The sequence below is a fragment of the Flavobacterium sp. genome (assembly GCF_029242675.1).
Lineage (GTDB): Bacteria > Bacteroidota > Bacteroidia > Flavobacteriales > Flavobacteriaceae > Flavobacterium.
Window position 1 is genome coordinate 1 of record NZ_JAQWTM010000007.1, and the last position, 23,826, is coordinate 23,826.

A 23,826-nucleotide genomic window follows, 5' to 3' on the forward strand; every position below is an offset into this window, starting at 1 on the left:
ACCGCTGATTATTTACCCTTGAGCCTAGGGCTACAAAGCCAAACCGGTACAATACGATTAATGGGAGATCTTAAAATCAATCACTTTTTTTCGACAATTTCTAGTTCTTATAGCAAAAGAGCCAATAGTACCATTGATAGAAACACCTATTATACAACTAGTATGCATTACACAAACAAAGTTAATATGCCTGACCTAATTAATTTGAATGTAAGAGCAGGGTACCGCTCTAATCGTTTAATTGCTGAACTTACTATTGACAATTCAGTTACTCAATCAGGAGGTTTTGACATCACCGTAAACAATATGCCATTTCCAAGCAACAAAATGAATGCCTTTAAAATAGGTGCGCATTCAAAGTATACTTTTAAAAACATCCCTCAGCTAGCCATTGTAAGCGGTTGCAATTCGACTGTCGCTGGACGAAATGTTGGAAAAACAACAACTTTTTATGCTGGACTATTTTATGCAGTAAACTTTAAAAAAGAAAACGATTAATATGAAAACTACTATTCAAAATATAATTGTAAAGTCCCTTTTACTTTTGTCTCTTTTCCTCGTCCATGCTTGTAACGATGATTTACTAGATCGTAGCGAGCAATTTCCAACATTGAATCCTACCAATATCGACTTGGAAGCAGGGTCTTGGAAGCCTTATTTACTGAATACACCTGACGAATTTCCTGTAAATCCACCTGTGCCAACCGACTCCCAAGAATACAAACGCGAAATTAATGAAGTAAAAAGTTTTCAGCTTGCAATTACCGAGGAGCAAAAAAAGATAATTAATTATTGGAAAGCAGGCGCGGTCTTACGTTGGAATGAAATTATGCGTACACTCGTAGCTAAGCACAATCGACCACCTTATCAAAATGAAGACGGGAGCTATCCCACGCCCTCAGGAACCAATCCTTTTGCCTACCCACAATTCCCGTTTTCCAATCCACCTTATGCAGCGCGTGCTTTTGCCTATGTGAGTGCGGCACAATATGACGCGTTAATTGCTGCATGGTATTATAAAAAATTATACAATCGCACCTCGCCATATACCATTGACAATTCGATACAGTTATTAGTACCTCAAAGTAAACTACCGTCTTATCCTTCTGAAGATGCTGTTGTTGCTGGCGTGACTGTCGAATTGTTAAAGTTACTCTTCCCTACTGAAATCGCCTTCATTTCTCAGAAAGCAGATGAAGAAAAGACTTTTCGCATTTTGAGTGGTGCCAATGTTCGATCCGATATAGATGCAGGCATTAGCCTGGGACAAAAAGTAGCCTATAAATTCATTGCACGAGCTTCTACTGATGGTGCAGGAGCGGCAATTGGCACCCCAGCAATATGGGCAGCTTTAGAAACTCAAACTGCTGCAAGGGGTGAAATGCCTTGGAAGTCAATAGAGCTCCCTATTAGACCTCCTATGTTGCCCCTTTTCGGAAAAGTAAAATCTTTTTTGATGACTCCAGCGGATGTCTTGGCTAACCGTCCTCCACCGCCACCTTTAACAAAATCCTCTGCTTTTGCCACTGAACTAGCCGAAGTCAAAAATTATAGCCGAAGTCGTTCGCGAGAACAAATGCAAATTGTAACTATTTGGGCAGACGGCGTTGGGACTTATACTCCACCGGGACATTGGAACGCGATAGCCACTGAATCGTTCGTCGAGCTCAACTACAGTGAAGTAAGATGGGCAAGAAACATGGCTTTACTAAATATTGCAATGATGGATGCAGCTATAAGTTGCTGGGATGCTAAATATACCTATTTTAACCCACGACCGTCACAAGTAGACCCATCTATAAAAACAACTACAGGAGTGCCTAATTTTCCTGCTTACGTCTCTGGCCATTCAACTTTTAGTGCTGCCGCAAGTGAAGTGTTGTCTCACATTATACCTTCTAAAAAGAACGTTTATGAAGCGATGGCCACAGAAGCATCCAACTCTCGGTTGTATGGGGCCATCCACTATCGAAGTGATTGCGAGAAAGGTATGCAACTTGGCAAAAAAGTAGCCCAATTTGCACTTGACAGAGCGGCGAATGATGGCGCCGAAAATTAGAGCGTCTTCCGCATTTTGTTTCTTAAATTAATTTTCTATAAAAAGAGTCATAAATGCATTCAATAAAATACAAAAGAGCAACTTCTAGGGAAGAGTTGGAACAAATTATAGCATTACAAGTTAAAAATCATACTGACTCACTACCGCTTGAAGAAAAAAATCAGGAAGGTTTTGTAAGTGTGCAACACTCTATTGCCTTACTAGAAAAAATGAATAGGGCATGCGCACATATTCTTGTGAAAGAGAATGAAAATGTAGTTGGTTTTGCATTAGTAATGTTGACTACTTTTAGAAAGGAAATTAAAATGCTTATACCAATGTTTGAAAGAATAGATAAACTCGTATTTAAAAATGAAAAGTATGTGATAATGGGACAGATATGCATCCATAAAAAATACAGACAGCAAGGTCTGTTTAAAGGTATGTACGCTTATTTTAAGGCAGAACTCCAATCCGAGTACAATTGTGTTTTTACAGAAGTATCGTTACAGAACAAGCGTTCTATTGAAGCTCACAAAGCGGTTGGTTTCCAAGATAGCATAAGCTACACCGCTGACGGCATAACATGGAGTATAATCCGTTGGGATTGGACATAAAAAAAGCCAAACATTACTGTTTGGCTTTTTATCTATTCTAAACTGCTTTAATCAGCTAAAACAATTATTTTATTATCCTTCATTTCAATAGTTCCAGAAGAAATAGTTAATGTGTAATTTTGCTCATTAACTTTAGTAAACATACCAGCCACTTCTTTACTGAATGTAAAGCTAGGTGCCACAATGCTCACAACTCCTTGCTGTAATAAAGAAACTATAGGCGCGTGATTATTTAACATTTGGAAATTTCCATCTACTCCAGGTACAGATACAGAGGTTACTTCTCCTTTAAATAATGTTGCTTCTGGTGAAACTATTTCTAATAACATATTTCTTTTTAGTTTAAAAGTTTGAAGGTTAAAAGTTTAAAGTCACGAGTGAACCTTAAACTTTTAAACTTTAAACTAATTTTAAGCTTCTGCCAACATTTTTTCTCCTGCTTCGATAGCTTCTTCGATAGTACCTTTAAGGTTAAAAGCAGATTCTGGCAAGTGATCTAATTCACCGTCAATAATCATGTTGAATCCTTTGATAGTATCTTTGATATCTACTAAAACACCTTTTAATCCTGTAAACTGCTCCGCTACGTGGAAAGGTTGAGACAAGAAACGTTGTACACGACGCGCTCTAGATACCGACAATTTATCTTCTTCAGATAATTCTTCCATACCAAGGATCGCGATAATATCTTGCAATTGCTTGTATTTTTGTAAAATCTCTTTAACTCTTTGTGCACAGTCGTAGTGCTCATCACCAAGAATTTGTGGTGTTAAGATACGAGAAGTAGAATCTAACGGGTCAACCGCTGGATAAATACCTAGCTCAGCAATCTTACGAGACAATACTGTTGTTGCATCAAGGTGAGCAAACGTTGTTGCTGGTGCTGGATCCGTTAAATCATCCGCAGGCACGTAAACAGCTTGTACAGATGTAATAGATCCTTTATTTGTAGATGTGATACGCTCTTGCATCGCTCCCATTTCGGTTGCTAATGTTGGTTGGTATCCTACTGCAGATGGCATACGACCTAAAAGTGCCGAAACCTCAGAACCTGCTTGTGTAAAACGGAAGATATTATCAACAAAGAATAATACATCTTTACCTTGGTCAGTTCCTGCTCCATCACGGAAATACTCAGCGATAGATAATCCTGAAAGTGCTACACGAGCACGAGCTCCAGGTGGCTCATTCATTTGTCCGAAAACGAAAGTAGCTTTAGACTCTCTCATTCCTGGCATATCTACTTTAGATAAATCCCATCCTCCATTTTCCATAGAGTGCATGAATTCCTCACCGTATTTTATAATTCCTGACTCTAACATCTCACGAAGTAAGTCATTCCCTTCACGTGTTCTTTCTCCTACTCCTGCGAATACTGAAAGTCCACCGTGACCTTTTGCGATATTGTTAATCAACTCTTGGATCAATACTGTTTTACCAACACCGGCTCCACCAAACAATCCAATTTTACCCCCTTTTGAGTAAGGCTCAATTAAATCGATTACTTTAATACCTGTGAATAAAACTTCTGATGAAGTTGATAAATCTTCGAATCGAGGTGCTTGACGGTGAATTGACATTCCGTTTTCACCTGTCTTTGGCAAGTTTCCTAAACCATCGATAGCATCACCGATTACGTTGAAAAGACGTCCGTAAACATCTGCTCCAACTGGCATTTGAATTGGGTTTCCAGTACCTATTACTTCATAACCTCTACTCAAACCATCTGTTGAGTCCATCGAAATGGTACGAACTGTGTTTTCACCAATGTGAGATTGTACTTCAAGTACTAATAAAGTACCATCTTTTTTTGTGATTTCTAATGAATCATAAATTTTTGGAAGTTCAACATCTTTTCCGTTGAAAACAACATCAACTACTGGACCAATGATCTGCGCAACTTTTCCTATTACTTTTGACATTACTTATGTGTTTATTAAATAGCTATTTAGGTTTATGAAATATATCCAATCAAAAAATCAAGTTTGGATGCTTTTTTCAGAGTGCAAAGATAATTTTTTAAAATATAAAATCAATAGTTTTTTTGACAAAAAACAATACATTCTTAAAATAGCATCTTGATATAAGATAAAGCACAAAAACATTACCTCTATAAATTGTAAAACCATCCCGTTTGGGATGGTTTTTTATAAAATTTTATAATTTATAAGGACTTAGGAAACAATATTCTATAATTCCCAAGATCAACTCCTTTTAAGTTAGAGCCGTATTTAAGGTTAATCGCCTCAATAAATTTATTAGCAATAACTGCGTAGCCTCTAGGAGAAGGATGTACCCCGTCTGTTGAGAACCCACCACCTACAATAAATGATGACGAAACTGTAAAACCATTAGCAGAAACACCAGATGCAGCAATTTGCGATAACAAAGCGTTAGCGTCAACAAATGCTAATCCTTTGGCAGTTGCTACTGCTCTAATTTTTGCATTGTAAGCATCTGTAGCTGTTTTTACTATAGCAACTTCAGTTGCTGTTAAAATTGCACTATCTGGCATTGGATATGTAACTCCTCTTGTGCTATTAGTTGCAGGAAAACCAGGTTGTGTTGTACCAATTAAACCTCCAGAAGACAATAAAACATAATCTCTAGCAGCTCCCGACGCCACTGCATGACGTGACTTTCCATACAAACTACCCAAAAATCCCGCCGTGGCTGCATCAAAATTAAATGGTGCACCTTGAAGAGCTGTAGCGAATAAAACCGTTGCATCAAAAGTTAAGGTTTTATCTGCTATTAAAAGTGGATTTGACGAACTCGCAGTTAACAATTGAAAGCGAGCTGGCTGGCCTTGTGAAGCTAAAATAGCATTCAATCCTTGAAATAATGGATTCAATTGCGCAGCTTGTGCTGCCACTAAAGGGACTGGATTCGCTGCAATAAATGTAAAAAACGGAACAGTATTCACATAAGGAATATTAGCAACTACACCTTTAGGTGCATTCGCCCCTGAAGTCATTGTATTAACAATTGCATCATAAGTAGCATCAAAGCCAACGCCCGCCGGACCTGCAGAAGGAGTTATTGGATTTGATCCATCACCACCTGTAGTTGCATACCCTAGAACATCATTATTCCCAATCCATAAGGAGAAGAAAGTAGGTGCTTGAGCAGCAGCATATGCAACTACTGAGGTAGTCCCATTCGCCGGCGCAAAACGCACATAATATGGGTTAGCAGTTCCTCCTGCTATCCCTAGTGGACTACCATAGGTTGGAGATAACAAATGAAAACTTTTAGCTCCCGGAACACCACAATTATTATAGGGCCCTGCAGCAGCAATTGAAGTAAGTATTTCAGTTGAAGGAGTACCAGCCACTGCTGTTGGAGCACCTCCGCCAGTTGAGGCCAACCTAGCGGTTGCAAAAACTGTTCCTCCTACTTTAAAACCACCTACATTATCCGCCATAAAAGGAATTTTAAATTCTCCTCCACCAACTTTGGCAAATTGTTGCGCCATAATATTAGTGTAAGACACTTTTTGTCCTTCAACAAATAAAGCATTATCAGAATACCCAGCAGTTAACGAATTTCCTAAAGAAACGAATTTTGTGAAATTAGCAGTACCCGATGTTAGAGGCAAACCATCAGAAGAATTCGCTTCAACTTGTACGCTGTCCTCACTACTACATGCTACTACGGTCAAAGAAACCAATAACAGCCATTTTAAATTTTTTATCATTGTTTTAATAATTTTAGAATTAATAAATTAAGGATTGATTGTCCAAGAAGCAAAATACTGCTGACCTATCAAACCAGCTCCTAATACTTGTCCGTATTCCTTACCTGCAATGTTTGAAGCTCCTATTTTCAACGTTGATTTTAAAGATGGTATACCATAATTAATTTGAGCATCAATAACCGTAGCAGCATCGATTACACCATCAACCATTGAAGACTGCCATAAGTACGAAGTGTTATATCTACCACTAACATTGAAACCAAAGTTTTTAAATAATTTTTCATTACCAAAAGAAGCTTTTGCTCTGTGTTTTGGTGTATTAAATCCAGCTTCGAAACTAGGATCTTTAGATTGATCGAAATTAAATTCAGCATAATTATAATTCACACTAACTTCAAAATCTTTGTATACTTTTCTGGACAATCCAACACCAAAACCTAATGATTTAATTTCTAAAGGAGTATTCGTATACAATTGAAAAGTTCTTGTATTACCGTTTTGCAAAGCGTGTAATGCTTTTGGCCCTTCGGGATTTGTTAAACCACCACCATCTAAAGCTTGACCGTACAAAGGAGAAATAACATTTAGATTTCCAATAAAATTATTGTAAATATTGTAATACCCATTGATATCAATTGATGTTTTATTGATAAAAGATCTATAACCCAATTCAAATGCTTTAACCTCTTCTGGTTTCACAAGATTAGCTGTGGTTTTTCTAAGCAACGCCGGGTTTCCAGCTGCAGCGAAAGCAATAACTGAAGAAGCTAAGTAAGAATTATTGTAAGCTCTAGTTCCATCAATAGTAACTGTAGCATTTCCATTATTAAATGCTTGACCTATAGCTCCATTTACTGGTCTAGTTTCTACAAATCGAGTCAAGTTATCAGGAGCTGATCCTAACAAAATAGCATTACCTACGTTGAAACCAATGTATTGATCCTGAGTAGTTGGATTTCTAAAGCCAGTTTGGAACGAACCTCTAAAATTATGTTTTCTACTTTCACCACCTGAATACACTAAGGATACTCTAGGAGAATAATTTCCGTTAAAGTTTTGGGCTTTATCATAACGAATAGACCCTGTAAACTTTAATCTGTCATCCATTAACTTTTTAGATAATTGCGTGTAGGCTCCATATTCATTATATCTAATCGGTCCATTAGCATCTGTGTAGATACGACCAAATGAATTAAGTGAATATTGTCTATACGATCCACCTACTTGGATTTCAGCAAACTCGATTAAATCTTTGAAATTATAGTTAGCATCAGAATGATAGATTTTTGAATTATCTACCAATTTTGAACCTTGCAATACATTAGCCTCACTAGTAACTGCAGCAAATGCAGATTTAAACTCTGGTGTACCAGGTAAAAACCTTCCTCTATCAGCAACCGCCCTTGCAGCATCATGCGCAGCTTGTGAGTTAGGCGCTCCGGCTAATGTTGCTGCTACATATGCACCTGCATATTCGCCAAACCAAATAGGGTTATCCTTCCACTTATTATTAATATTTAAACCAGTAAAAAGCATATCATAAGATTGTCCTCCATCTTCGCTAGTTGTATACCCTCTTAGAAAGAAATTTTTCCCTTTGAACTCCAACTTATGTTGTTGCATGAAAAAATTATTTAAATAATATCTATTAGCTCCTTGGTAAACAGCGTTACCAAAACCAAATTTAGATTGTACAATTACTTCTAAATTTTCATTTCCAAACGGCCTGTAATGCAAAGACAAATCCATTTTAGTATTACTGGCTTTATTATCAGTTAAATCGATTTCGTTATAACCCGTTCTAGTTACATTAGAATTAGGAAGAATACCTCTAAAGACATCAGCTTGAGCTGGAGAAATTTTATTTGCTCCTAACAAACGATCAGCTACGTTTCTAATATTCGTCACAGCCTCATCTCCATAAACGTTAATACCATCATAGCTAGGATTTTTTCTATCCAATCCTGCTCTAGTCTTGTCGTCATAATTTACCGCATACCAGTCAGTACCTTTCATATAAGTAAAGTTAGCCTTCATCGCTAGTTTTGGACTAAATGCTTTAGCCATACGAATTCCGTAATCAACATAATCATTGTTTCCAGCTGCCTTTTGGCTTGTTTGACCAAACTTAGCGTAAGCAGTAATCCCTTCGCTGGTAAATGGACTTTTACTAGTCATAAATAAAATACCGTTGAAAGCGTTAGCACCGTATAAAGCAGAAGAAGCTCCTGGCAATAATTCCACACTTTGCACGTCAATTTCAGACACACCAATTAAATTTCCTAATACAAAGTTTAACAACGGAGAGGAGTTATCCATTCCATCAACTAATTGCATGAAACGCGTATTCGCAACTGTAGCAAATCCACGGGTATTTACCGATTTAAAAGACAAACTACTGGTATTCATTTGTACCTCTTTTAAGTTCTCCAAACCGTCATAAAAACTAGCTGAAGCTGTTTTCTTAATATCGGCTGTTCCCATTCTTTCAATGGTTACAGGAGATTCGATCACACGCTCCGGAGTTCTCGAAGCAGAAACTACGATTTCGTTAAGAAGATTGTCTTCCTCTTTTAAAATCACAGTGATTTTTTGATTGGCAGAAGTAACGTTTACCTCTTTCGACGAAAAACCAATACTAGTTACCTGTAGCTTAAACGGAAACTTTACAGCCGTACTTAAGGTAAATTTTCCGTCAATATCCGTGACTGCTCCACCAGCACCCCCGATGACTGTAATATTAGCCCCTATTACCGGAAGTTTGTTACTATCAGTAACTAAACCCGTAACAGAGTTTTGCGCAAAACTAATGCAACAAAAAAAGAAAGATAAAAAAAGTAAGTGCACTCTCATTTGGTTATGTTTTTATTGATTTATGGCACCAAAGTACAATTAAATTTACTATTAATAAAAAAAAGTGCTTTTTTTTTAATTATCATTAATTAAATATTTAAAAAAATAAACTATTCAGCATAAACCATTTTTGCGGTAAAACCAAAAATTAAGTTAAAATTCAATAAAATACTATGCTTACATATAAAATTGGTTTTAAAAATGCATTTATGATAAAAATAAAGAATTTTAAAAAATTTTAAAAAAAAGCAAGACACGAGGTCTTGCTTTCAAAATATTGATAAAAACTGCTTATTCCACAGTCACTGATTTTGCTAAGTTTCTTGGCTGGTCTACGTTACAACCTCTCAACACTGCTATGTGATACGACAACAACTGTAAAGGTATGGTTGTGATTAATGGCGACAATGCATCAGAAGTCTCTGGGATTTCAATCACATAATCTGCTAATTCTCTAACCTGAGTATCTCCTTTTGTAACAACAGCTATTATTCGACCGCTTCGCGATTTAATTTCTTGAATATTACTTACGATTTTATCATAATGACCCATTTTTGGGGCAATTACAACAACAGGCATGCTTTCGTCAATCAAAGCAATTGGACCATGTTTCATTTCTGCAGCTGGATAGCCTTCGGCATGAATATATGATATTTCTTTTAACTTTAACGCTCCTTCTAAGGCTACTGGAAAGTTATAGCCTCGACCTAAATACAAACAATTTGGCGCATCTTTAAAAGTAGCGGCAATTTCTTTAGTTATATCATTAGTTTCTAAAGCTTCTTTTACCTTTTCAGGAATTAAATCTAATTCTTGTAAGTACATGTGGAAATCAGATTGCGACAATGTTCCTTTAGCCTTAGCTAAACGCAATGCAATCATCGTTAAGACTGTAATTTGTGTTGTAAATGCTTTCGTTGAAGCCACCCCAATCTCCGGACCTGCATGTGTGTATGCACCTGCGTGAGTTTCTCTTGATATAGAAGACCCAACGACATTACATACTCCAAAAACAAAAGCACCGTTTTCTTTAGCTAATTTAATAGCCGCCATGGTATCAGCAGTCTCTCCTGACTGAGATATGGCAATAACAACATCTTTACTATTTATAATAGGGTTTCTATATCGGAATTCAGATGCGTATTCAACCTCTACAGGAATTCTTGTAAACTCTTCAAAAACATACTCCGCTACTAATCCAGCATGCCATGAAGTACCGCAAGCCACAATAATAATTCGGTCAGCATTAAGGAATTTTTCCAGATTGTCCTCAACACCTGCCATTTGAACAATTCCTTTATTAGCATGCAATCTACCTCTATAGGTATCTTTTATGACACTTGGTTGCTCGTAGATTTCTTTTAACATAAAGTGGTCGTAACCTCCTTTTTCAATTTGCTCCAAGTTCATTTGAAGTTCTTGAATATAAGGATCAACTAGAGAGTCGTCTTTTATGTTTCTAACCTTCATCGATTTATGTAAACGGATAATTGCCATTTCACCATCTTCTAAATATACCGCATTCGAGGTATACTCTATAAAAGGAGATGCGTCAGAAGCAACAAAATACTCTCCTTCTCCAATTCCTATAGCTAAGGGACTACCTAAACGAGCAGCCACTAGTTCGTCAGGGTTTTTTTTATCAAAAACAGCAATTGCGTAAGCACCTACTACTTGATTCAAAGCAATTTGAACCGCTTTACCTAACTTTGTTCCTTCTTGTTTTTGAATTTCTTCAATAAGATTAACTAAAACTTCCGTGTCAGTATCTGAATGAAAGATATACCCCCTCTTCATCAACTCTTCTTTCAACGGAGCATAATTTTCAATAATACCATTGTGTATAATAACCAAATCTCCTGAATTAGAAAAATGTGGGTGCGAATTAACGTCATTTGGAACACCATGAGTAGCCCATCTTGTATGACCAATACCAATCGTACCATTCATAGCTACTTCCTTAATGGCTTTCTCCTCTAAATCAGCAACTTTCCCTTTTGTCTTACAAAGTTTTATTGCGTTGCCATCATACACCATTACTCCCGCACTGTCGTATCCTCTATACTCTAAACGCTTTAGCCCTTTTATAACAATAGGATATGCTTCTCTATATCCGATATATCCAACTATTCCACACATATTTTAATTATTAGATTTAGTGTAATAAATTTCTAACTTCAATTTTTTAGCTTCATCAGCTACATTATTACCATACAAGACTGTCCCTAATGGCGTAATTACAGAAGCTCTTGGTGCCTTTGAAAAAAGTGGCTTAGCTGTACGCAAACTAGCAGAAGTAGAATTATTAATATCCCCTGTCACTACAAGTCCTAATTTCACGTTAGTTGAATCAGCATTTTTAATTAAATTTCGTATCTGATTGGTTAACCTCACTTTGTAAGTTTGACCCCGTCCATCAGTAACAGCCTCTTTTTTAATAAAACCGCTGTAAATAAATTTACCATTTTGGGCTTTTGTACCTGAAGTACCATCAACTTTATAATCAAGTATTGATTGACTATGGGTTAAATCGTATAAATACACTCTATTTGGTTCTTTAGCTCCAGCCATTGCGGCGGCATCGATATGAAAAACTAAATTTGCTTCGTTAATTAGCAACTTCTTACCGTCTGCAGGATATCTTAAATCATCTAGTTCATCGCTAACACCATTTGGTACATTAGTAGGATTTCCATTTGAGTCAAATCCACGCACATCGGTTTTACTAAAAAGTTCAATAACAGCTAGCGATCCTTCGCCTCCTTTTAAATGTAATTTAGCATCACCAGTGGTTGCATTCGAGGAAGCAAACACATTACTATAAGATGCGCTATCCGTATCATTTAATAAATTTACAGTAGTACCCGTTAAATTAATTACAATAGATTTATCTAAACGAACAATAGGATCACCAGCTTTAACGGGATCAGTAGAATCCTCCTTGTAATTAATAGTGATTTTTCCAGCAGCAAAATTTAACATTGCCATCTGACTTTCTACACCGCTAATTTTTTCTACTTTGAAATACAATCCTCTAAAATAATTTCTAAAAACATCATTAGTAGCTAAATTTCCTGAAGCTGCTGCATCAATTATATTAGTCTTAAAAAAAGTCTTATTTAAATTTAGACGCATTCCAGGAGCGGTACGTGTTACGGTTTCTTTGGTATCAACAATTTTAGTCTCTCTGTACTCTTCAGGACTAAAAAAGAAGGCTTCATTTTGGGCTGGATCCATATCATCATTCAATCGATTCCCTATTTTATTTGCATCAAAAATTGAATTTTGATCGGTATAATACTTCTGTGCCTGAAAAGAATTGTTGGGGTCTAATCTTTGCATGGCAAAACCCGACTCATAAACACTTAATTTAATTTTACCACCACCATAAATAGAATCTAAAGTATAAGTATTATTACCAGTTGAAGCTTCAGTTGATTTCAACGTACTAAAGTAGGGTATTGTTAAAACAACACTTTCAATGACGGGATTAACTCCAATTGTTGGCTTAACAGCTTCTAAGGTTACCTGAGTTGCGAAGTTAGCAGTCGTGGTTCCAAACGGACCATTACTATAAACGCCTAACGCATTTACTGGCAAATTACTGGACTCTATAGGTCCAATTTTTTGATTGTATGCAACCACTTGCGAGGTATATTTGCTTAAATCGAAATTATTACCACCAATTAAATCACCACCGATGGAGTTGTAATCCTTATCACAAGAATTTAAAAAAAGACCCGTTGCGACTAGAAGAATTGTCTTAAAAAATTTAGTATACATACTGGAAATAAAAGTTAATTTTAAAGCATTTCATTATAAAAAACAGTGTACGCCTCAGCGAAAGTGTCTTTAGGGACGAAAGGTAAAAAAGGTTTTCCTGAAGACTCTATAAATTTTGTTAAACTTGCAGAAAGTCCTTCAGAGGCTATTATAACTGCATCAGAATGATTAATAGTAGACTTCATTATACTGTCATAGTCAGGAGTGGCAATGTATGGAACCACTTCTTCTGGAATACCATCTAACTTTATCTTATTTATCATTTCTACATCTAAAGTTCCTTCAAATGATTGACTGTAAACAGAAGTTACGATTTTAGTATCCGAAAATAAAGCTTCGTTTTTATAAAAATGCTTCATGTATATTGGAAGCATAGCTGCCATCCATCCATGAACGTGTATAATATCAGGAACCCAATTTAATTTCTTAACTGTTTCAACCACACCCTTTGCAAAAAAGATGGCACGCTCATCATTATCAGGATACATTACCCCGTCTTCATCAGCGAATGTAGCTTTTCGTTTGAAATACTCATCGTTATCAATAAAATACACCTGAATTCTTTCCTTAGGTATCGATGCTACCTTAATAATTAAAGGCATATCTAAATCATTTACAACCAAATTCATACCCGAAAGTCGTATTACCTCATGTAATTGATGTCTTCTTTCATTTATGTTTCCATATCTAGGCATAAAAATTCTAATTTGTCCGCCTTGATCATTTACCATCTTAGGCACGTCATAAGACATTAGAGAAACTTCATTTTCAGCCAAGTAAGGCACCACCTCAGATGATACATATAATATCCTCTTATCTTTCATATTGTAATTTACTTAATTCATTGGTAATAAAAACCACGCAAAATTACAAAAATTTATGCAGTTATTAACTAATATATTATGTTTGCAGTCAATTTTAATAAAATGACCATGCCTGTTTTCTACGGAAAAGTAGCTTTGATAGACTTTTTAAACACTATTAAACCTCTTCGTTCTACTGTTGGTTTTGTACCTACGATGGGTGCACTACACGACGGACACCTATCGTTAATGCAACGATCACAGGCAGAAAACGCAATAACTGTTGTTAGTATTTTTGTGAATCCAACTCAGTTCAATAATCCTGAAGACCTTTTAAAATACCCTCGAACATTAGAGCAAGATGTAGAAAAAATAGCTGCTTTAAATCCGGATATCTTAATTTACGCACCATCAGTTGAAGATGTCTATGAAGGAAAAATACTATCCCAACCATTTAATTTTGACGGTTTAGAAAATCAAATGGAAGGTAAGTTCCGACCAGGTCATTTTGACGGCGTAGGCACCATTGTTAAAAGACTGTTCGAAATCGTGAATCCCACTACCGCTTATTTTGGCGAAAAAGACTATCAGCAACTATTAATAGTGGAAAAAATGGTAGAAAAAGCCCAATTAACCGTAAAAGTAATTGGTTGTCCTATTCACCGAGAAGCAAACGGATTAGCCATGAGTTCTCGAAACGAGCGCTTATCAAAATCCGAGCGAGAGGAAGCTAAAATAATCTTTGAAATTTTGACAGAAGCAAAAGAAAAATTCAAAAATACAACAGCTGAAGAAGTATCGCTTTGGGTAACCGAAACATTTAAAACGAATAAAATGTTCGAATTAGAATATTTTCAAATCGCAGATGCACACACTTTACTACCCTGCGAAAACAAAATAGCAAATCAAAAATACCGCGCTTTTATAGCTGTTCTTGTCAATAATATTCGATTGATTGATACCATTTCATTAAATTAATTTACTTTTGTAGCATGCAAATTCAAGTTTTAAAATCAAAAATTCATCGCGTAAAAGTTACGGGTGCCGATTTAAATTACATTGGTAGTATTACCATTGACGAAAATATATTAGAAGCTTCTAATATCATCGAAGGAGAAAAAGTTTCAATTGTAAACATCAATAATGGAGAACGTTTTGACACCTACGCAATTAAAGGCGAGAAAAATTCTGGTACGATTACCTTAAATGGTCCTGCCGCTAGAAAAGTTCAAAAAGATGATATCATTATTATTATCTCCTACGCCAGCATGGATTTTGAAGAAGCAAAAACTTTCAAGCCATGGATTATTTTCCCAAACGAAAACGATAATTCTTTAACCTAAAGAATTGCAACTATAGTTATCTTGCTCCAATATACAGTCGTATGTTGGAGCATTTTTTGTTTAAACCAGACATCCTTTAACGCTTGGAAATAATGGCTAGTTGTTTATTTTAGAAAATAAATAAGTATCTTGCTGTACTATTATAGCCCTACTAAACCCCAAAAAACAGTACTACTATGAAACACAGCCTACTCTTACTTTTTTTTTCGCTTTCAATGTTTGCACAAAAGAGCGTTGAATCATTTGACTCTAAAAAACTTGGAGAAAAACGACAAATTACTATTGGTTTGCCTGCCTCCTATGAAAACAATACTTCCAAAAGATATCCAATCCTGATTTTATTCGACGGCGAGTACTTATTTGATCCCTTTTACGGTGCTTTGAATTATGGTGCCTATTGGGATGATTTGCCAGAAACGATTATCATTGGCATAAGCCAAAATCGAAATAACGAAAGAGAAGAAGATTGTGCTTTTGACCCAACCGAAGGTTTACCTACTAGAAGAGCATCGCAGTTTTTTGAATTTATTGGCGGGGAATTAATGCCCTATATTGAACAAAAATACCGTGTAGCTCCCTTTAGAATAATTGCCGGACATGATACAACAGCTGGATTTTTAAACTTTTATCTCTTGAAAGAAAATCCTTTATTCAACGCTTACATATCCTTAAGCCCAGAGCTGGCGCCCGGAATAAATGATCAAATTACGTCGAGCTTAACCAATACCAAAAAACAGCTTTTTTACTATCAATCCTCAGCTGATGGGGACATTAGACAACTTCGCGAACCGGTTGAGCAATTGGATAAAAGTCTAAAAGCAATCACTAATCCATTAGTAGATTATAAATACAGTTCATTCTCAAATGCGTCTCACTATTCCCTTGTTCTTTATTCGATTCCCGAAGCACTTTATCAAATATTTGGTTCTTATAAACCAATTTCTTCAACCGAATTTACCGAAAAAATTGTCGTATTAAAAAGCGGTTACGTAGATTACTTAACCACAAAGTACACCTTAATTGAAAATAAATTAGGACTAAAAATTCCGGTACGAATCAACGATTTCAAGGCAATCGAAGCCGCTATCTTAAAAAACAAAGCATACGATGAGTTAGACAAACTCGCTGATCTTGCTAATAAAAACTATCCCAAATCCATGTTGGCTTCGTACGAACTTGGACTTATGTACGAAAAGCAAGGCGATGCTAAAAAGGCAGCAGCGAAGTACCAGCGCGCCTCTCAATTAGAGGAAATAGGTGATTTAACCAAAGAGATGATGTACAACAAATATGATGACATGAAAGGTCAAACTATCAAAAAATAATGGCAAAAGTAAAAACCACCTTTTTCTGTCAAAGTTGCGGTACCTCCTATGCCAAATGGCAAGGACAATGCAATGCTTGCAAAGAATGGAATACCATTGCTGAAGAAATTATTCAGAAGCAAGAAAAAGTCGCTTGGAAAAGCGAACCAACACCTTCAAGTCGTGCTCCAAAACCCTTGAAAATTACCGAAATTGATGCGACAGAAGAAATTCGAATGGACACTACTGACGGTGAGTTAAACCGTGTTTTAGGAGGCGGAATTGTACCCGGATCGCTCATCCTGCTTGGTGGCGAACCCGGAATAGGAAAAAGCACTCTTTTACTTCAAATATCACTAAAACTGCCCTATAAAACGCTGTATGTTTCAGGAGAAGAGAGTCAAAAACAAATCAAAATGCGTGCGCAACGAATTACTCCTTCGAGTGATAATTGCTATATTTTGACCGAAACGAAAACGCAAAATATTTTTAAACAAATCGAAGCCATTGAACCTGAGATTGTGATTATCGACTCTATCCAAACGCTTCACACGGATTATATTGAATCCACTGCCGGCAGTATTTCTCAAATTAGGGAAACTACCGCTGAGCTGATAAAGTTTACCAAAGAAACCAATATTCCTGTTATATTAATTGGTCATATTACCAAAGACGGAACCATTGCTGGACCCAAAATACTGGAACACATGGTTGATACCGTGCTACAATTTGAAGGCGACCGAAATCATGTTTATCGAATTCTAAGGTCTTTAAAAAACCGATTTGGCTCCACTGCTGAAATTGGCATCTATGAAATGCTAGGCAGCGGCTTGCGCGAAGTATCCAATCCTTCAGAAATACTAATTTCGCATAAAGATGAAGAGTTATCAGGAACAGCCATAGCGTCTACTTTAGAGGGAATGCGACCATTAATGCTGGAAATTCAAGCACTAGTGAGCACGGCGGTTTATGGAACACCTCAGCGCAGTACGACCGGCTACAATGCCAAGAGATTAAATATGATTTTAGCTGTTCTTGAAAAAAGAGCTGGCTTTAGGCTTGGCGCCAAAGATGTGTTTCTAAATATAACCGGTGGAATCTCTGTAGACGATCCTGCCATCGACCTTGCCGTTGTAGCTGCTATTTTATCCTCAAACGAAGATATACCTGTAAATAAAGATTTTTGTTTCGCTGGCGAAGTAGGTCTTTCAGGGGAGATTCGTCCGGTAAACAGAGTGGACCAACGTATTCAGGAAGCAGAAAAGCTTGGTTTTTCGACCATTTTTGTATCAAAATACAATAAAATTGCGTTGAAAAATACGGGAATAAAAATAGAACTTGTCACTAAAATTGAAGATGTAGCCAGCATGCTTTTTGGATAAACGAGCTGTTAGTACTAGTAAAAAAGAGACTACTTTAGGCAAAAGAACCCTGATCAATGAGAAATTCAAAACAAAAGATACTCCTTTTTCTGAAAATTTTTATGGCACTGATTATTATTGCAATCATTAGCTTTTTTGTTTTTCGCGAATCACTTTTGAAGCAAGCTATAGCCAAAACGAGTGCTACCATAAAAAGAGATTACAACAGCACTTTTACCATCAAGGAGGCGGCTTTTGATGGTTTGACGGGCATTCAATTGTCAGGTATGACCTTAACGCCTCATCATGCAGATACCTTGTTCAATATAAACAAAATGAGCACGTCGATCAACCTTTGGAAATTACTCGTAGGCGATGTTCAATTGGGCACTTTACATATTAAAAATGGCTACGTACAACTCACCAAAAAAGGATCCGTTAAGAATTTTGCCGCCTTTTTAAAAAGAGACAGCAAGGAACCCGCATCAGATGGTAAGCGAGATTATGCTGATTTTACCTATCGGATTATTGCTAAGGTTTTAAATCTCGTTCCAACAGATATGAATATTGAAAACCTTACCTTCAAATTAGATGACAATGGAAAAAAGGCAAATATTGCTATTCAAAAATTAACGTTAGCCAATAAAGAGCTGGAGACAGCAATTAATGTAAAAACGAACACTTTTGCACAGCGCTGGAAAATCAAAGGCTTCGCCGATCCCCGCAATAAAAAGGCAGACATTCGTTTTTTTAATCGCGATACAGGCGCTATTAAGGTTCCGTATTTTGACGAACGTTACAACTTAATTTCAAGCTTTGACTCCATTCGATTAAATATCGAAAACATAGATAAAAGCGGAGGTGAATTACATATTGACGGCTATACTTCAATAGCGAATTTAAAAATTAATCATAAAAAAATAGCAAGCCAGGACGTTGTTATTAAAAATGCACGATTTGATTATCGTTTGTTACTCGGCTCCAGTTTTGTATCCATTGACAGCAGTTCAACTGTACAATTCAATAAGGTAAAATTTCATCCTTATTTAGAATATCAAACAGAGGAAGACACCATTTATAAATTAAAAGTGCAAATCCCCAATACTAAAGCGCAAGACTTCATCAGTTCACTTCCTGATGGATTGTTTACTAATTTTCAAGGAATGGAAGCCGAAGGCACTTTTGCTTATTTGCTCCAATTTGAATTCAACAAAAACAATCCTAACGCGCTTATTTTTGATAGCAATCTAAAAAAAGAGAACTTAAAAATAACCAAGTACGGACAAGCTAACTTGACCAAATTAAATGGGGAATTTATCTATCGAGCGATTATCAATAACGTAGTGCAACGTCCCGTTTTAGTTGGAAATGGTAACCCTAACTATAGTACCATGGATCAAATAGCGCCGTATTTAAAGAAGTGCGTGCTTACCACAGAAGACCCTTCTTTCTACTCCCATCATGGATTTATTAACGAAGCGTTTAAGCAGTCGATCATAAAAAACATAAAGACTAAGAAGTTTTCTCGTGGTGCTAGTACCATCAGCATGCAGTTAATTAAAAACGTGTTTTTGACGCGAGAAAAAACAGTCTCCCGAAAATTAGAAGAGATCCTTTTGGTGTACATTCTGGAAAACAATCGCATCGTTAGTAAAGAGCGCATGCTTGAAGTTTATTTCAACATTATAGAATGGGGACCGAATGTTTACGGCATCGGTGAAGCGAGCCAGTATTATTTTCAAAAACGCCCTATTGATTTAAATTTTAATGAATGTTTATTTTTAGCACGCATCATTCCAAGTCCAAGGCGATTTATGTCTCAATTTAATGATGAAGGTCAACTCAGAGATTTTGCTGCAAAGCAAGTGTCGTTTTTGACCAATTTGATGATTCGACGCGGACTACTCCCAATCGAAGACACTATTTATAAAACGCAACCCTTGTACATTACCGGTCCTGCAAAATCGCTAATTAAAGTAAAAGTACGCGATACTACAGCTGTAGACTCCCTCGGAATAAGTGATGAGTTTGATTTTTAACCGTTATAATGAGCATAAAAAAAGCTCCGTTACACTTAAATAACGGAGCTTTTTTAACAGTAATTACATTTTATAGTTAAGGTGCCGGATCCGGAATTATCGCTTGTACTCCATTTATCGCTTTTAAAACATCCTCCGAAAGGGTGACATTAATCGTATCAATATTCTCCTTTAACTGCTTTAAAGTCGTCGCACCAATAATGGTACTTGTCAAAAAAGGTTGTTGCTCAATAAAGGCCAAAGCCAACTCCGTTAAAGTCAAACCATTTTTAACAGCAATTTCATGGTATAGCTTTGTTGCTGCTTGAGATTGCCCACTACTGTATCTTGAATACTGGGGAAACAAACTCAATCTCGCTTTAGGATGGCTTTCGCCTGTTAGGAACTTACCAGATAAAACCCCAAATCCCATTGGAGAATAAGCCAATAAACCTACGTTTTCGCGAGCACAAATTTCAGAAGATGCATTTTCAAACAAGCGGTTTAAAAGTGAGTATGGATTTTGAATTGTTTTGACTCTTGGTAGGTTATGGTATTTATTTTCTTCGAGAAAACGCATAATTCCCCAAGCATTTTCGTTAGATAAACCAATGTGCTTTATCTTACCTTCCTTTATAAACCCATCGAGAGTAGTGAGCACTTCGTGAATGTTATCTTCCCACTCATCATCTTGCAAGGTGAAAGCACGCTGCCCGAAGGTGTTTGTTTTACGCTCCGGCCAATGCAATTGATACAAATCTAAATAATCCGTTTGCAATCGCTTTAAACTATTGTCTAAGGCATATTGAATACTTTTAGGAGAAAAGTCGATACTGTCCCGCATGTACGTAAAATTGGGATTAGGTCCCGCAATCTTAGACGCTAGAACAACTTCGTCTCTCTTTCCTGATTTTTTCAACCAAGTTCCTATAATTTTCTCGGTGCTTCCGTAGGTCTTTTCATTAGCAGGGATCGAATACATTTCGGCAGTATCAAAAAAATTGACTCCGCGCTCTAAGGCATAATCCATTTGAGCGTGTCCTTCAGCCTCCGTGTTTTGTTGACCAAAAGTCATTGTTCCCAAACAAATTTTACTGACTTTTATATCAGTATTGGGTAGTGTAGTATATTTCATTTAATGAAAATAATGAGTAATATTTAACAATTTTTTAACAATTATAAAAAAAAACATATATGTTTGTTGTAATTAATTAACCATATAAAACTTACTAAAAAATGAAAAAACATGAACATTTAAAAATTTTATTTATTTTAATAATTTTATCTTTCTTTTCATCTTGTTCGAATGAACAACAAAAGAATGAAGCCGAAAATATTTTAATTTCAACAACTAGTAAAAGCTTGATAAATGAAAGTTTGATAAAATTAGGAGCACGCAAGATTGTAGCAGAAAATTATAATTCGAAAACAATTTATCACTTTGAAACATTTAGAAATTTTAACCTATTTGGCAAATCAATTGATTTATCTTCGTACAAATTTATTAAAAAAAATAATATGATTTTTTTAAATAATAACCAAAACTATAAGTTAAAAATGATTAATAATCAGCCGTATATTTATACCCCAAATTACAAAGGCTTTGTAAAAGATAATAATACTGTATTTTTAGATAGCGATGCTGTAATTCTGATGTTATTTGTCATTAATGACAACAGTAATGAACAAGAAAAAATTGACACCAAATTAATACTTGACAATGTCTCTAAAATTCAAGGTGGTTGTTCTGTGTGGAATACTTACTACTCTGCAGGTATAGGAGCTAATAAAGCCGCATCTTTGTCTAACCTGGAATATAACGCTAATGATGCTATCCACAGTGGTGATCTTAACGGATGTAAACTTCTAAGTTTGCAAGCGGAAACTTCTTGTGCTTGGGAAAGTAGTTTATGCGTATCAACTATAGCATGGTGTTGTAGTTAAATAAATTAAAATCATGGGCAAAATAAGTTCTTTATCAATTATTATAGCTATTTTGGTTTATACAGTAATCTTGTTATTTACTGCATCGCAAATTGTAAAAAAAGAGACAAAATATAAGCTGCTTTTTTGGTTATTTACAATAATACTATTCCCTATTTTAGGCATTATAATTTACTACCTGAAACGAATTTTAAACCATAAATTTAATTAAACAAAAGCTCTCCAATAAAACAGAGAGCTTTTTGTTTATTTTATTTAAAGAATGTCTAGTCGATATCGTTTAACATATCGGCAATTTCATCTAATCTTGGAGTCAAAATAATTTCGATTCTACGATTTTTAGCTTTACCCTCGGCCGTTTCATTTCCAGCTAATGGCGACCACTGTCCTCTTCCTGCCGCAGTTAAGCTCTTTTTATTAATCGCTTTATTTTCGCTTAAAATGGCAACGATAGCGGTAGCTCTTTTAGTCGACAAATCCCAGTTATCTGAAATTGGACCTGATCCTCCATACGGATCATTATCAGTATGACCTTCAATTAAAACAGCAATATCAGGATTTTCGCCTAATACTTTACCTAGTTCTACTACTGCTTTTTTACCCTCTGGACCAACAGACCAACTACCTGGATTAAAAAGTAATTTATTCTCCATGGACACATATACCTTTCCGTTTTTTTGTTCTACAGTAAGTCCTTTACTTTCAAAACCATTTAATGCATTTGATAAGGTTTCTTTCAATTTTCGCATTGTTGCTTCTTTAGCAGCAATTAAATTCTCTAATTCTTGCAAACGTTGTGCGCTTTTACTCAATCGCTCTTGTTCAATGGCTAAAGCTTTGGCTTTGGCATCCAACTGTGCGAGTAAATCACGATTTTTATTCATGTTAGACTGCAATGCCTCGCCACTATTTTTTTCTAGTGCTGCATATGAGTCTTGCAATACTTTCATTTTGTCTCTTAAGGCAGCAGCTTCGGCTAGTGACTTTTCGCGCTCTGATTTTACTTTGGCTAACTCCGTTTTAAGTGCCTCTCTATCGAGCTCTAACTGATTTTTAGCTTTTTGCAAATTGGCATTTTCATCCGCTACACTTCTTGTTTCTTTCTTTAAATCGGCATACTTACTTTCTAAATCATTGTATATCTTTTTAGAAACACAGGAAGTACTAAGTGCCATTACTAGTAATCCTAGGGAAATTTTCTTTATCATTTTTATATTTTTAATTGGAATATCTATTAAACTACTTCTACAAGAACGGGACAATGATCTGAATGTTTTGCTTCAGGTAAGATAAGTGCTCTTACTATTCTTTCTTTCAAAGGTTCACTTACCAAGCAATAATCAATGCGCCACCCTTTATTATTGAGTCTTGCTGATGGAAAACGCATGGTCCACCAGGTATAATTATCTGGTTCCTTGTTCAGGAAGCGAAAACTATCTATAAACCCATTATTTAAAAAGCCATCTAACCATGCTCTTTCTTCTGGTAAAAATCCGGATGTTTTTTTATTTCGAATAGGATCATGAATATCGATAGCCTCATGGCAAATATTATAATCACCACAGATTACCAAATTGGGAATCTCTTTTTTCAATTCAGTAATGTAATTCTGAAAATCATCCATGTACATGAATTTATGCCCTAGGCGCTCTGCATTCGTGCCTGATGGCAAATACAAACTCATTACCGATAAATCATCAAAATCCAAGCGCACATTACGACCTTCAAAATCCATATGCTCGATTCCGGTTCCGTATATAACGTTATTCGGTTTGATTTTAGACAAAATCGCAGTGCCGCTATATCCTTTTTTAGTTGCTGGAAACCAATAATGATAAGGGTAACCTGCCGCTTCAAAATCGGCTAAGGGGATTTGCTCGGGCGTGGCCTTAATTTCCTGAAGGCAAATGACATCAGGATTTGCTTGTTGCAGCCATGATATAAATCCTTTCGAAATCGCTGCACGAATTCCGTTGACGTTATAAGAGATAATCTTCATTTTAGCTTAATTTTTAATTCCAAAAGTACTAAAAATTAAAAAAGGAAAGGTATTAAAACGTGA

General features: G+C 36.0%; 18 protein-coding genes and 1 pseudogene. 9 read left to right on the plus strand and 10 right to left on the minus strand.

Annotation, left to right across the window (positions count from 1 at the left end):
• From P8M54_RS00230 to P8M54_RS00240, 3 genes and pseudogenes are all read left to right on the plus strand, one after another.
• Positions 1 to 498: pseudogene (locus P8M54_RS00230) on the plus strand (hypothetical protein); the annotation flags it as partial.
• 1 nt (position 499) lies between these two features.
• On the plus strand, positions 500 to 2,059 hold the full coding sequence (locus P8M54_RS00235) for a phosphatase PAP2 family protein (RefSeq protein ID WP_300283686.1): 1,560 nt from the start codon (positions 500 to 502) through the stop codon (positions 2,057 to 2,059).
• 53 nt (positions 2,060 to 2,112) lie between these two features.
• A complete protein-coding gene (locus P8M54_RS00240) occupies positions 2,113 to 2,655 on the plus strand; it encodes a GNAT family N-acetyltransferase (protein ID WP_300283688.1) in 543 nt (180 codons plus the stop codon).
• 47 nt (positions 2,656 to 2,702) lie between these two features.
• Here P8M54_RS00240 and P8M54_RS00245 read toward each other — a convergent pair whose 3' ends face one another.
• The 7 genes from P8M54_RS00245 to P8M54_RS00275 form a co-directional block, all read right to left on the minus strand.
• Entirely contained in the window at positions 2,703 to 2,984 is a 282-nt protein-coding gene (locus P8M54_RS00245) for a F0F1 ATP synthase subunit epsilon (protein WP_300283690.1), read from the minus strand.
• Positions 2,985 to 3,065: 81 nt separating this feature from the next.
• Positions 3,066 to 4,577 (minus strand): F0F1 ATP synthase subunit beta, encoded by a 1,512-nt coding sequence (atpD, locus tag P8M54_RS00250; RefSeq protein ID WP_300283691.1) that lies wholly within the window; start codon positions 4,575 to 4,577, stop codon positions 3,066 to 3,068.
• A 242-nt stretch (positions 4,578 to 4,819) separates the two neighbouring features.
• A complete protein-coding gene (locus tag P8M54_RS00255; RefSeq protein ID WP_300283692.1) occupies positions 4,820 to 6,355 on the minus strand; it encodes a G-D-S-L family lipolytic protein in 1,536 nt (511 codons plus the stop codon).
• Between the two features lie 27 nt (positions 6,356 to 6,382).
• Positions 6,383 to 9,208 (minus strand): TonB-dependent receptor, encoded by a 2,826-nt coding sequence (locus P8M54_RS00260; protein ID WP_300283693.1) that lies wholly within the window; start codon positions 9,206 to 9,208, stop codon positions 6,383 to 6,385.
• A 291-nt stretch (positions 9,209 to 9,499) separates the two neighbouring features.
• Positions 9,500 to 11,347: a glutamine--fructose-6-phosphate transaminase (isomerizing) gene (glmS, locus tag P8M54_RS00265; RefSeq protein ID WP_300283695.1), complete on the minus strand. Its 1,848-nt coding sequence runs from the start codon at positions 11,345 to 11,347 to the stop codon at positions 9,500 to 9,502.
• Positions 11,348 to 11,350: 3 nt separating this feature from the next.
• Positions 11,351 to 12,991 carry a DUF4270 domain-containing protein gene (locus P8M54_RS00270; RefSeq protein WP_300283697.1) on the minus strand — a complete coding sequence of 547 codons (1,641 nt, stop codon included), beginning with the start codon at positions 12,989 to 12,991 and terminating at the stop codon, positions 11,351 to 11,353.
• Between the two features lie 20 nt (positions 12,992 to 13,011).
• The gene (locus P8M54_RS00275; protein ID WP_300283699.1) at positions 13,012 to 13,815 is read right to left on the minus strand and encodes a glycogen/starch synthase; all 804 of its coding nucleotides are present in this window, start codon (positions 13,813 to 13,815) and stop codon (positions 13,012 to 13,014) included.
• A 78-nt stretch (positions 13,816 to 13,893) separates the two neighbouring features.
• Between P8M54_RS00275 and panC the strand changes: the two genes are divergently transcribed.
• The 5 genes from panC to P8M54_RS00300 all read left to right on the plus strand — a co-directional run bounded on the left by panC (position 13,894) and on the right by P8M54_RS00300 (position 19,841).
• Positions 13,894 to 14,772, plus strand: coding sequence for a pantoate--beta-alanine ligase (gene panC / locus P8M54_RS00280; RefSeq protein WP_300283700.1), 879 nt, complete (start codon positions 13,894 to 13,896; stop codon positions 14,770 to 14,772).
• 14 nt (positions 14,773 to 14,786) lie between these two features.
• The gene (gene panD, locus P8M54_RS00285; RefSeq protein ID WP_300283702.1) at positions 14,787 to 15,137 is read left to right on the plus strand and encodes an aspartate 1-decarboxylase; all 351 of its coding nucleotides are present in this window, start codon (positions 14,787 to 14,789) and stop codon (positions 15,135 to 15,137) included.
• 176 nt (positions 15,138 to 15,313) lie between these two features.
• On the plus strand, positions 15,314 to 16,462 hold the full coding sequence (locus P8M54_RS00290; protein ID WP_300283704.1) for an alpha/beta hydrolase-fold protein: 1,149 nt from the start codon (positions 15,314 to 15,316) through the stop codon (positions 16,460 to 16,462).
• Positions 16,462 to 17,823, plus strand: coding sequence for a DNA repair protein RadA (gene radA, locus P8M54_RS00295; RefSeq protein ID WP_300283706.1), 1,362 nt, complete (start codon positions 16,462 to 16,464; stop codon positions 17,821 to 17,823). Before P8M54_RS00290 ends, radA begins: the two co-directional genes overlap by 1 nt.
• 56 nt (positions 17,824 to 17,879) lie before the next feature.
• Positions 17,880 to 19,841, plus strand: a complete 1,962-nt coding sequence (locus P8M54_RS00300; RefSeq protein WP_300283709.1) for a biosynthetic peptidoglycan transglycosylase — start codon at positions 17,880 to 17,882, stop codon at positions 19,839 to 19,841.
• 76 nt (positions 19,842 to 19,917) lie between these two features.
• Here P8M54_RS00300 and P8M54_RS00305 read toward each other — a convergent pair whose 3' ends face one another.
• Entirely contained in the window at positions 19,918 to 20,955 is a 1,038-nt protein-coding gene (locus P8M54_RS00305) for an aldo/keto reductase (RefSeq protein ID WP_300283711.1), read from the minus strand.
• A 101-nt stretch (positions 20,956 to 21,056) separates the two neighbouring features.
• Here P8M54_RS00305 and P8M54_RS00310 point away from each other — a divergent pair, with 101 nt between their 5' ends.
• Positions 21,057 to 21,764 carry a hypothetical protein gene (locus tag P8M54_RS00310; RefSeq protein ID WP_300283713.1) on the plus strand — a complete coding sequence of 236 codons (708 nt, stop codon included), beginning with the start codon at positions 21,057 to 21,059 and terminating at the stop codon, positions 21,762 to 21,764.
• Between the two features lie 266 nt (positions 21,765 to 22,030).
• Here the strand turns inward: P8M54_RS00310 and P8M54_RS00315 are convergent, their stop codons facing one another.
• Both P8M54_RS00315 and P8M54_RS00320 read right to left on the minus strand, forming a co-directional pair.
• On the minus strand, positions 22,031 to 22,972 hold the full coding sequence (locus tag P8M54_RS00315) for an OmpA family protein (RefSeq protein WP_300283715.1): 942 nt from the start codon (positions 22,970 to 22,972) through the stop codon (positions 22,031 to 22,033).
• 26 nt (positions 22,973 to 22,998) lie between these two features.
• Positions 22,999 to 23,763, minus strand: coding sequence for an exodeoxyribonuclease III (locus P8M54_RS00320; RefSeq protein ID WP_300283717.1), 765 nt, complete (start codon positions 23,761 to 23,763; stop codon positions 22,999 to 23,001).
• Positions 23,764 to 23,826 lie beyond the last annotated feature (63 nt).

Bases quoted from the DNA above. Each gene is read 5' to 3' on its own strand.
- panC (WP_300283700.1), top strand. From the start codon at position 13,894: ATGTTTGCAGTCAATTTTAATAAAATGACCATGCCTGTTTTCTACGGA.
- atpD (WP_300283691.1), bottom strand. From the start codon at position 4,577: ATGTCAAAAGTAATAGGAAAAGTTGCGCAGATCATTGGTCCAGTAGTT.
- P8M54_RS00275 (WP_300283699.1), bottom strand. From the start codon at position 13,815: ATGAAAGATAAGAGGATATTATATGTATCATCTGAGGTGGTGCCTTAC.
- P8M54_RS00300 (WP_300283709.1), top strand. From the start codon at position 17,880: ATGAGAAATTCAAAACAAAAGATACTCCTTTTTCTGAAAATTTTTATG.
- P8M54_RS00290 (WP_300283704.1), top strand. From the start codon at position 15,314: ATGAAACACAGCCTACTCTTACTTTTTTTTTCGCTTTCAATGTTTGCA.
- P8M54_RS00315 (WP_300283715.1), bottom strand. From the start codon at position 22,972: ATGATAAAGAAAATTTCCCTAGGATTACTAGTAATGGCACTTAGTACT.
- P8M54_RS00305 (WP_300283711.1), bottom strand. From the start codon at position 20,955: ATGAAATATACTACACTACCCAATACTGATATAAAAGTCAGTAAAATT.
- P8M54_RS00255 (WP_300283692.1), bottom strand. From the start codon at position 6,355: ATGATAAAAAATTTAAAATGGCTGTTATTGGTTTCTTTGACCGTAGTA.
- P8M54_RS00235 (WP_300283686.1), top strand. From the start codon at position 500: ATGAAAACTACTATTCAAAATATAATTGTAAAGTCCCTTTTACTTTTG.
- panD (WP_300283702.1), top strand. From the start codon at position 14,787: ATGCAAATTCAAGTTTTAAAATCAAAAATTCATCGCGTAAAAGTTACG.
- glmS (WP_300283695.1), bottom strand. From the start codon at position 11,347: ATGTGTGGAATAGTTGGATATATCGGATATAGAGAAGCATATCCTATT.
- radA (WP_300283706.1), top strand. From the start codon at position 16,462: ATGGCAAAAGTAAAAACCACCTTTTTCTGTCAAAGTTGCGGTACCTCC.
- P8M54_RS00320 (WP_300283717.1), bottom strand. From the start codon at position 23,763: ATGAAGATTATCTCTTATAACGTCAACGGAATTCGTGCAGCGATTTCG.
- P8M54_RS00270 (WP_300283697.1), bottom strand. From the start codon at position 12,991: ATGTATACTAAATTTTTTAAGACAATTCTTCTAGTCGCAACGGGTCTT.
- P8M54_RS00310 (WP_300283713.1), top strand. From the start codon at position 21,057: ATGAAAAAACATGAACATTTAAAAATTTTATTTATTTTAATAATTTTA.
- P8M54_RS00260 (WP_300283693.1), bottom strand. From the start codon at position 9,208: ATGAGAGTGCACTTACTTTTTTTATCTTTCTTTTTTTGTTGCATTAGT.
- P8M54_RS00245 (WP_300283690.1), bottom strand. From the start codon at position 2,984: ATGTTATTAGAAATAGTTTCACCAGAAGCAACATTATTTAAAGGAGAA.
- P8M54_RS00240 (WP_300283688.1), top strand. From the start codon at position 2,113: ATGCATTCAATAAAATACAAAAGAGCAACTTCTAGGGAAGAGTTGGAA.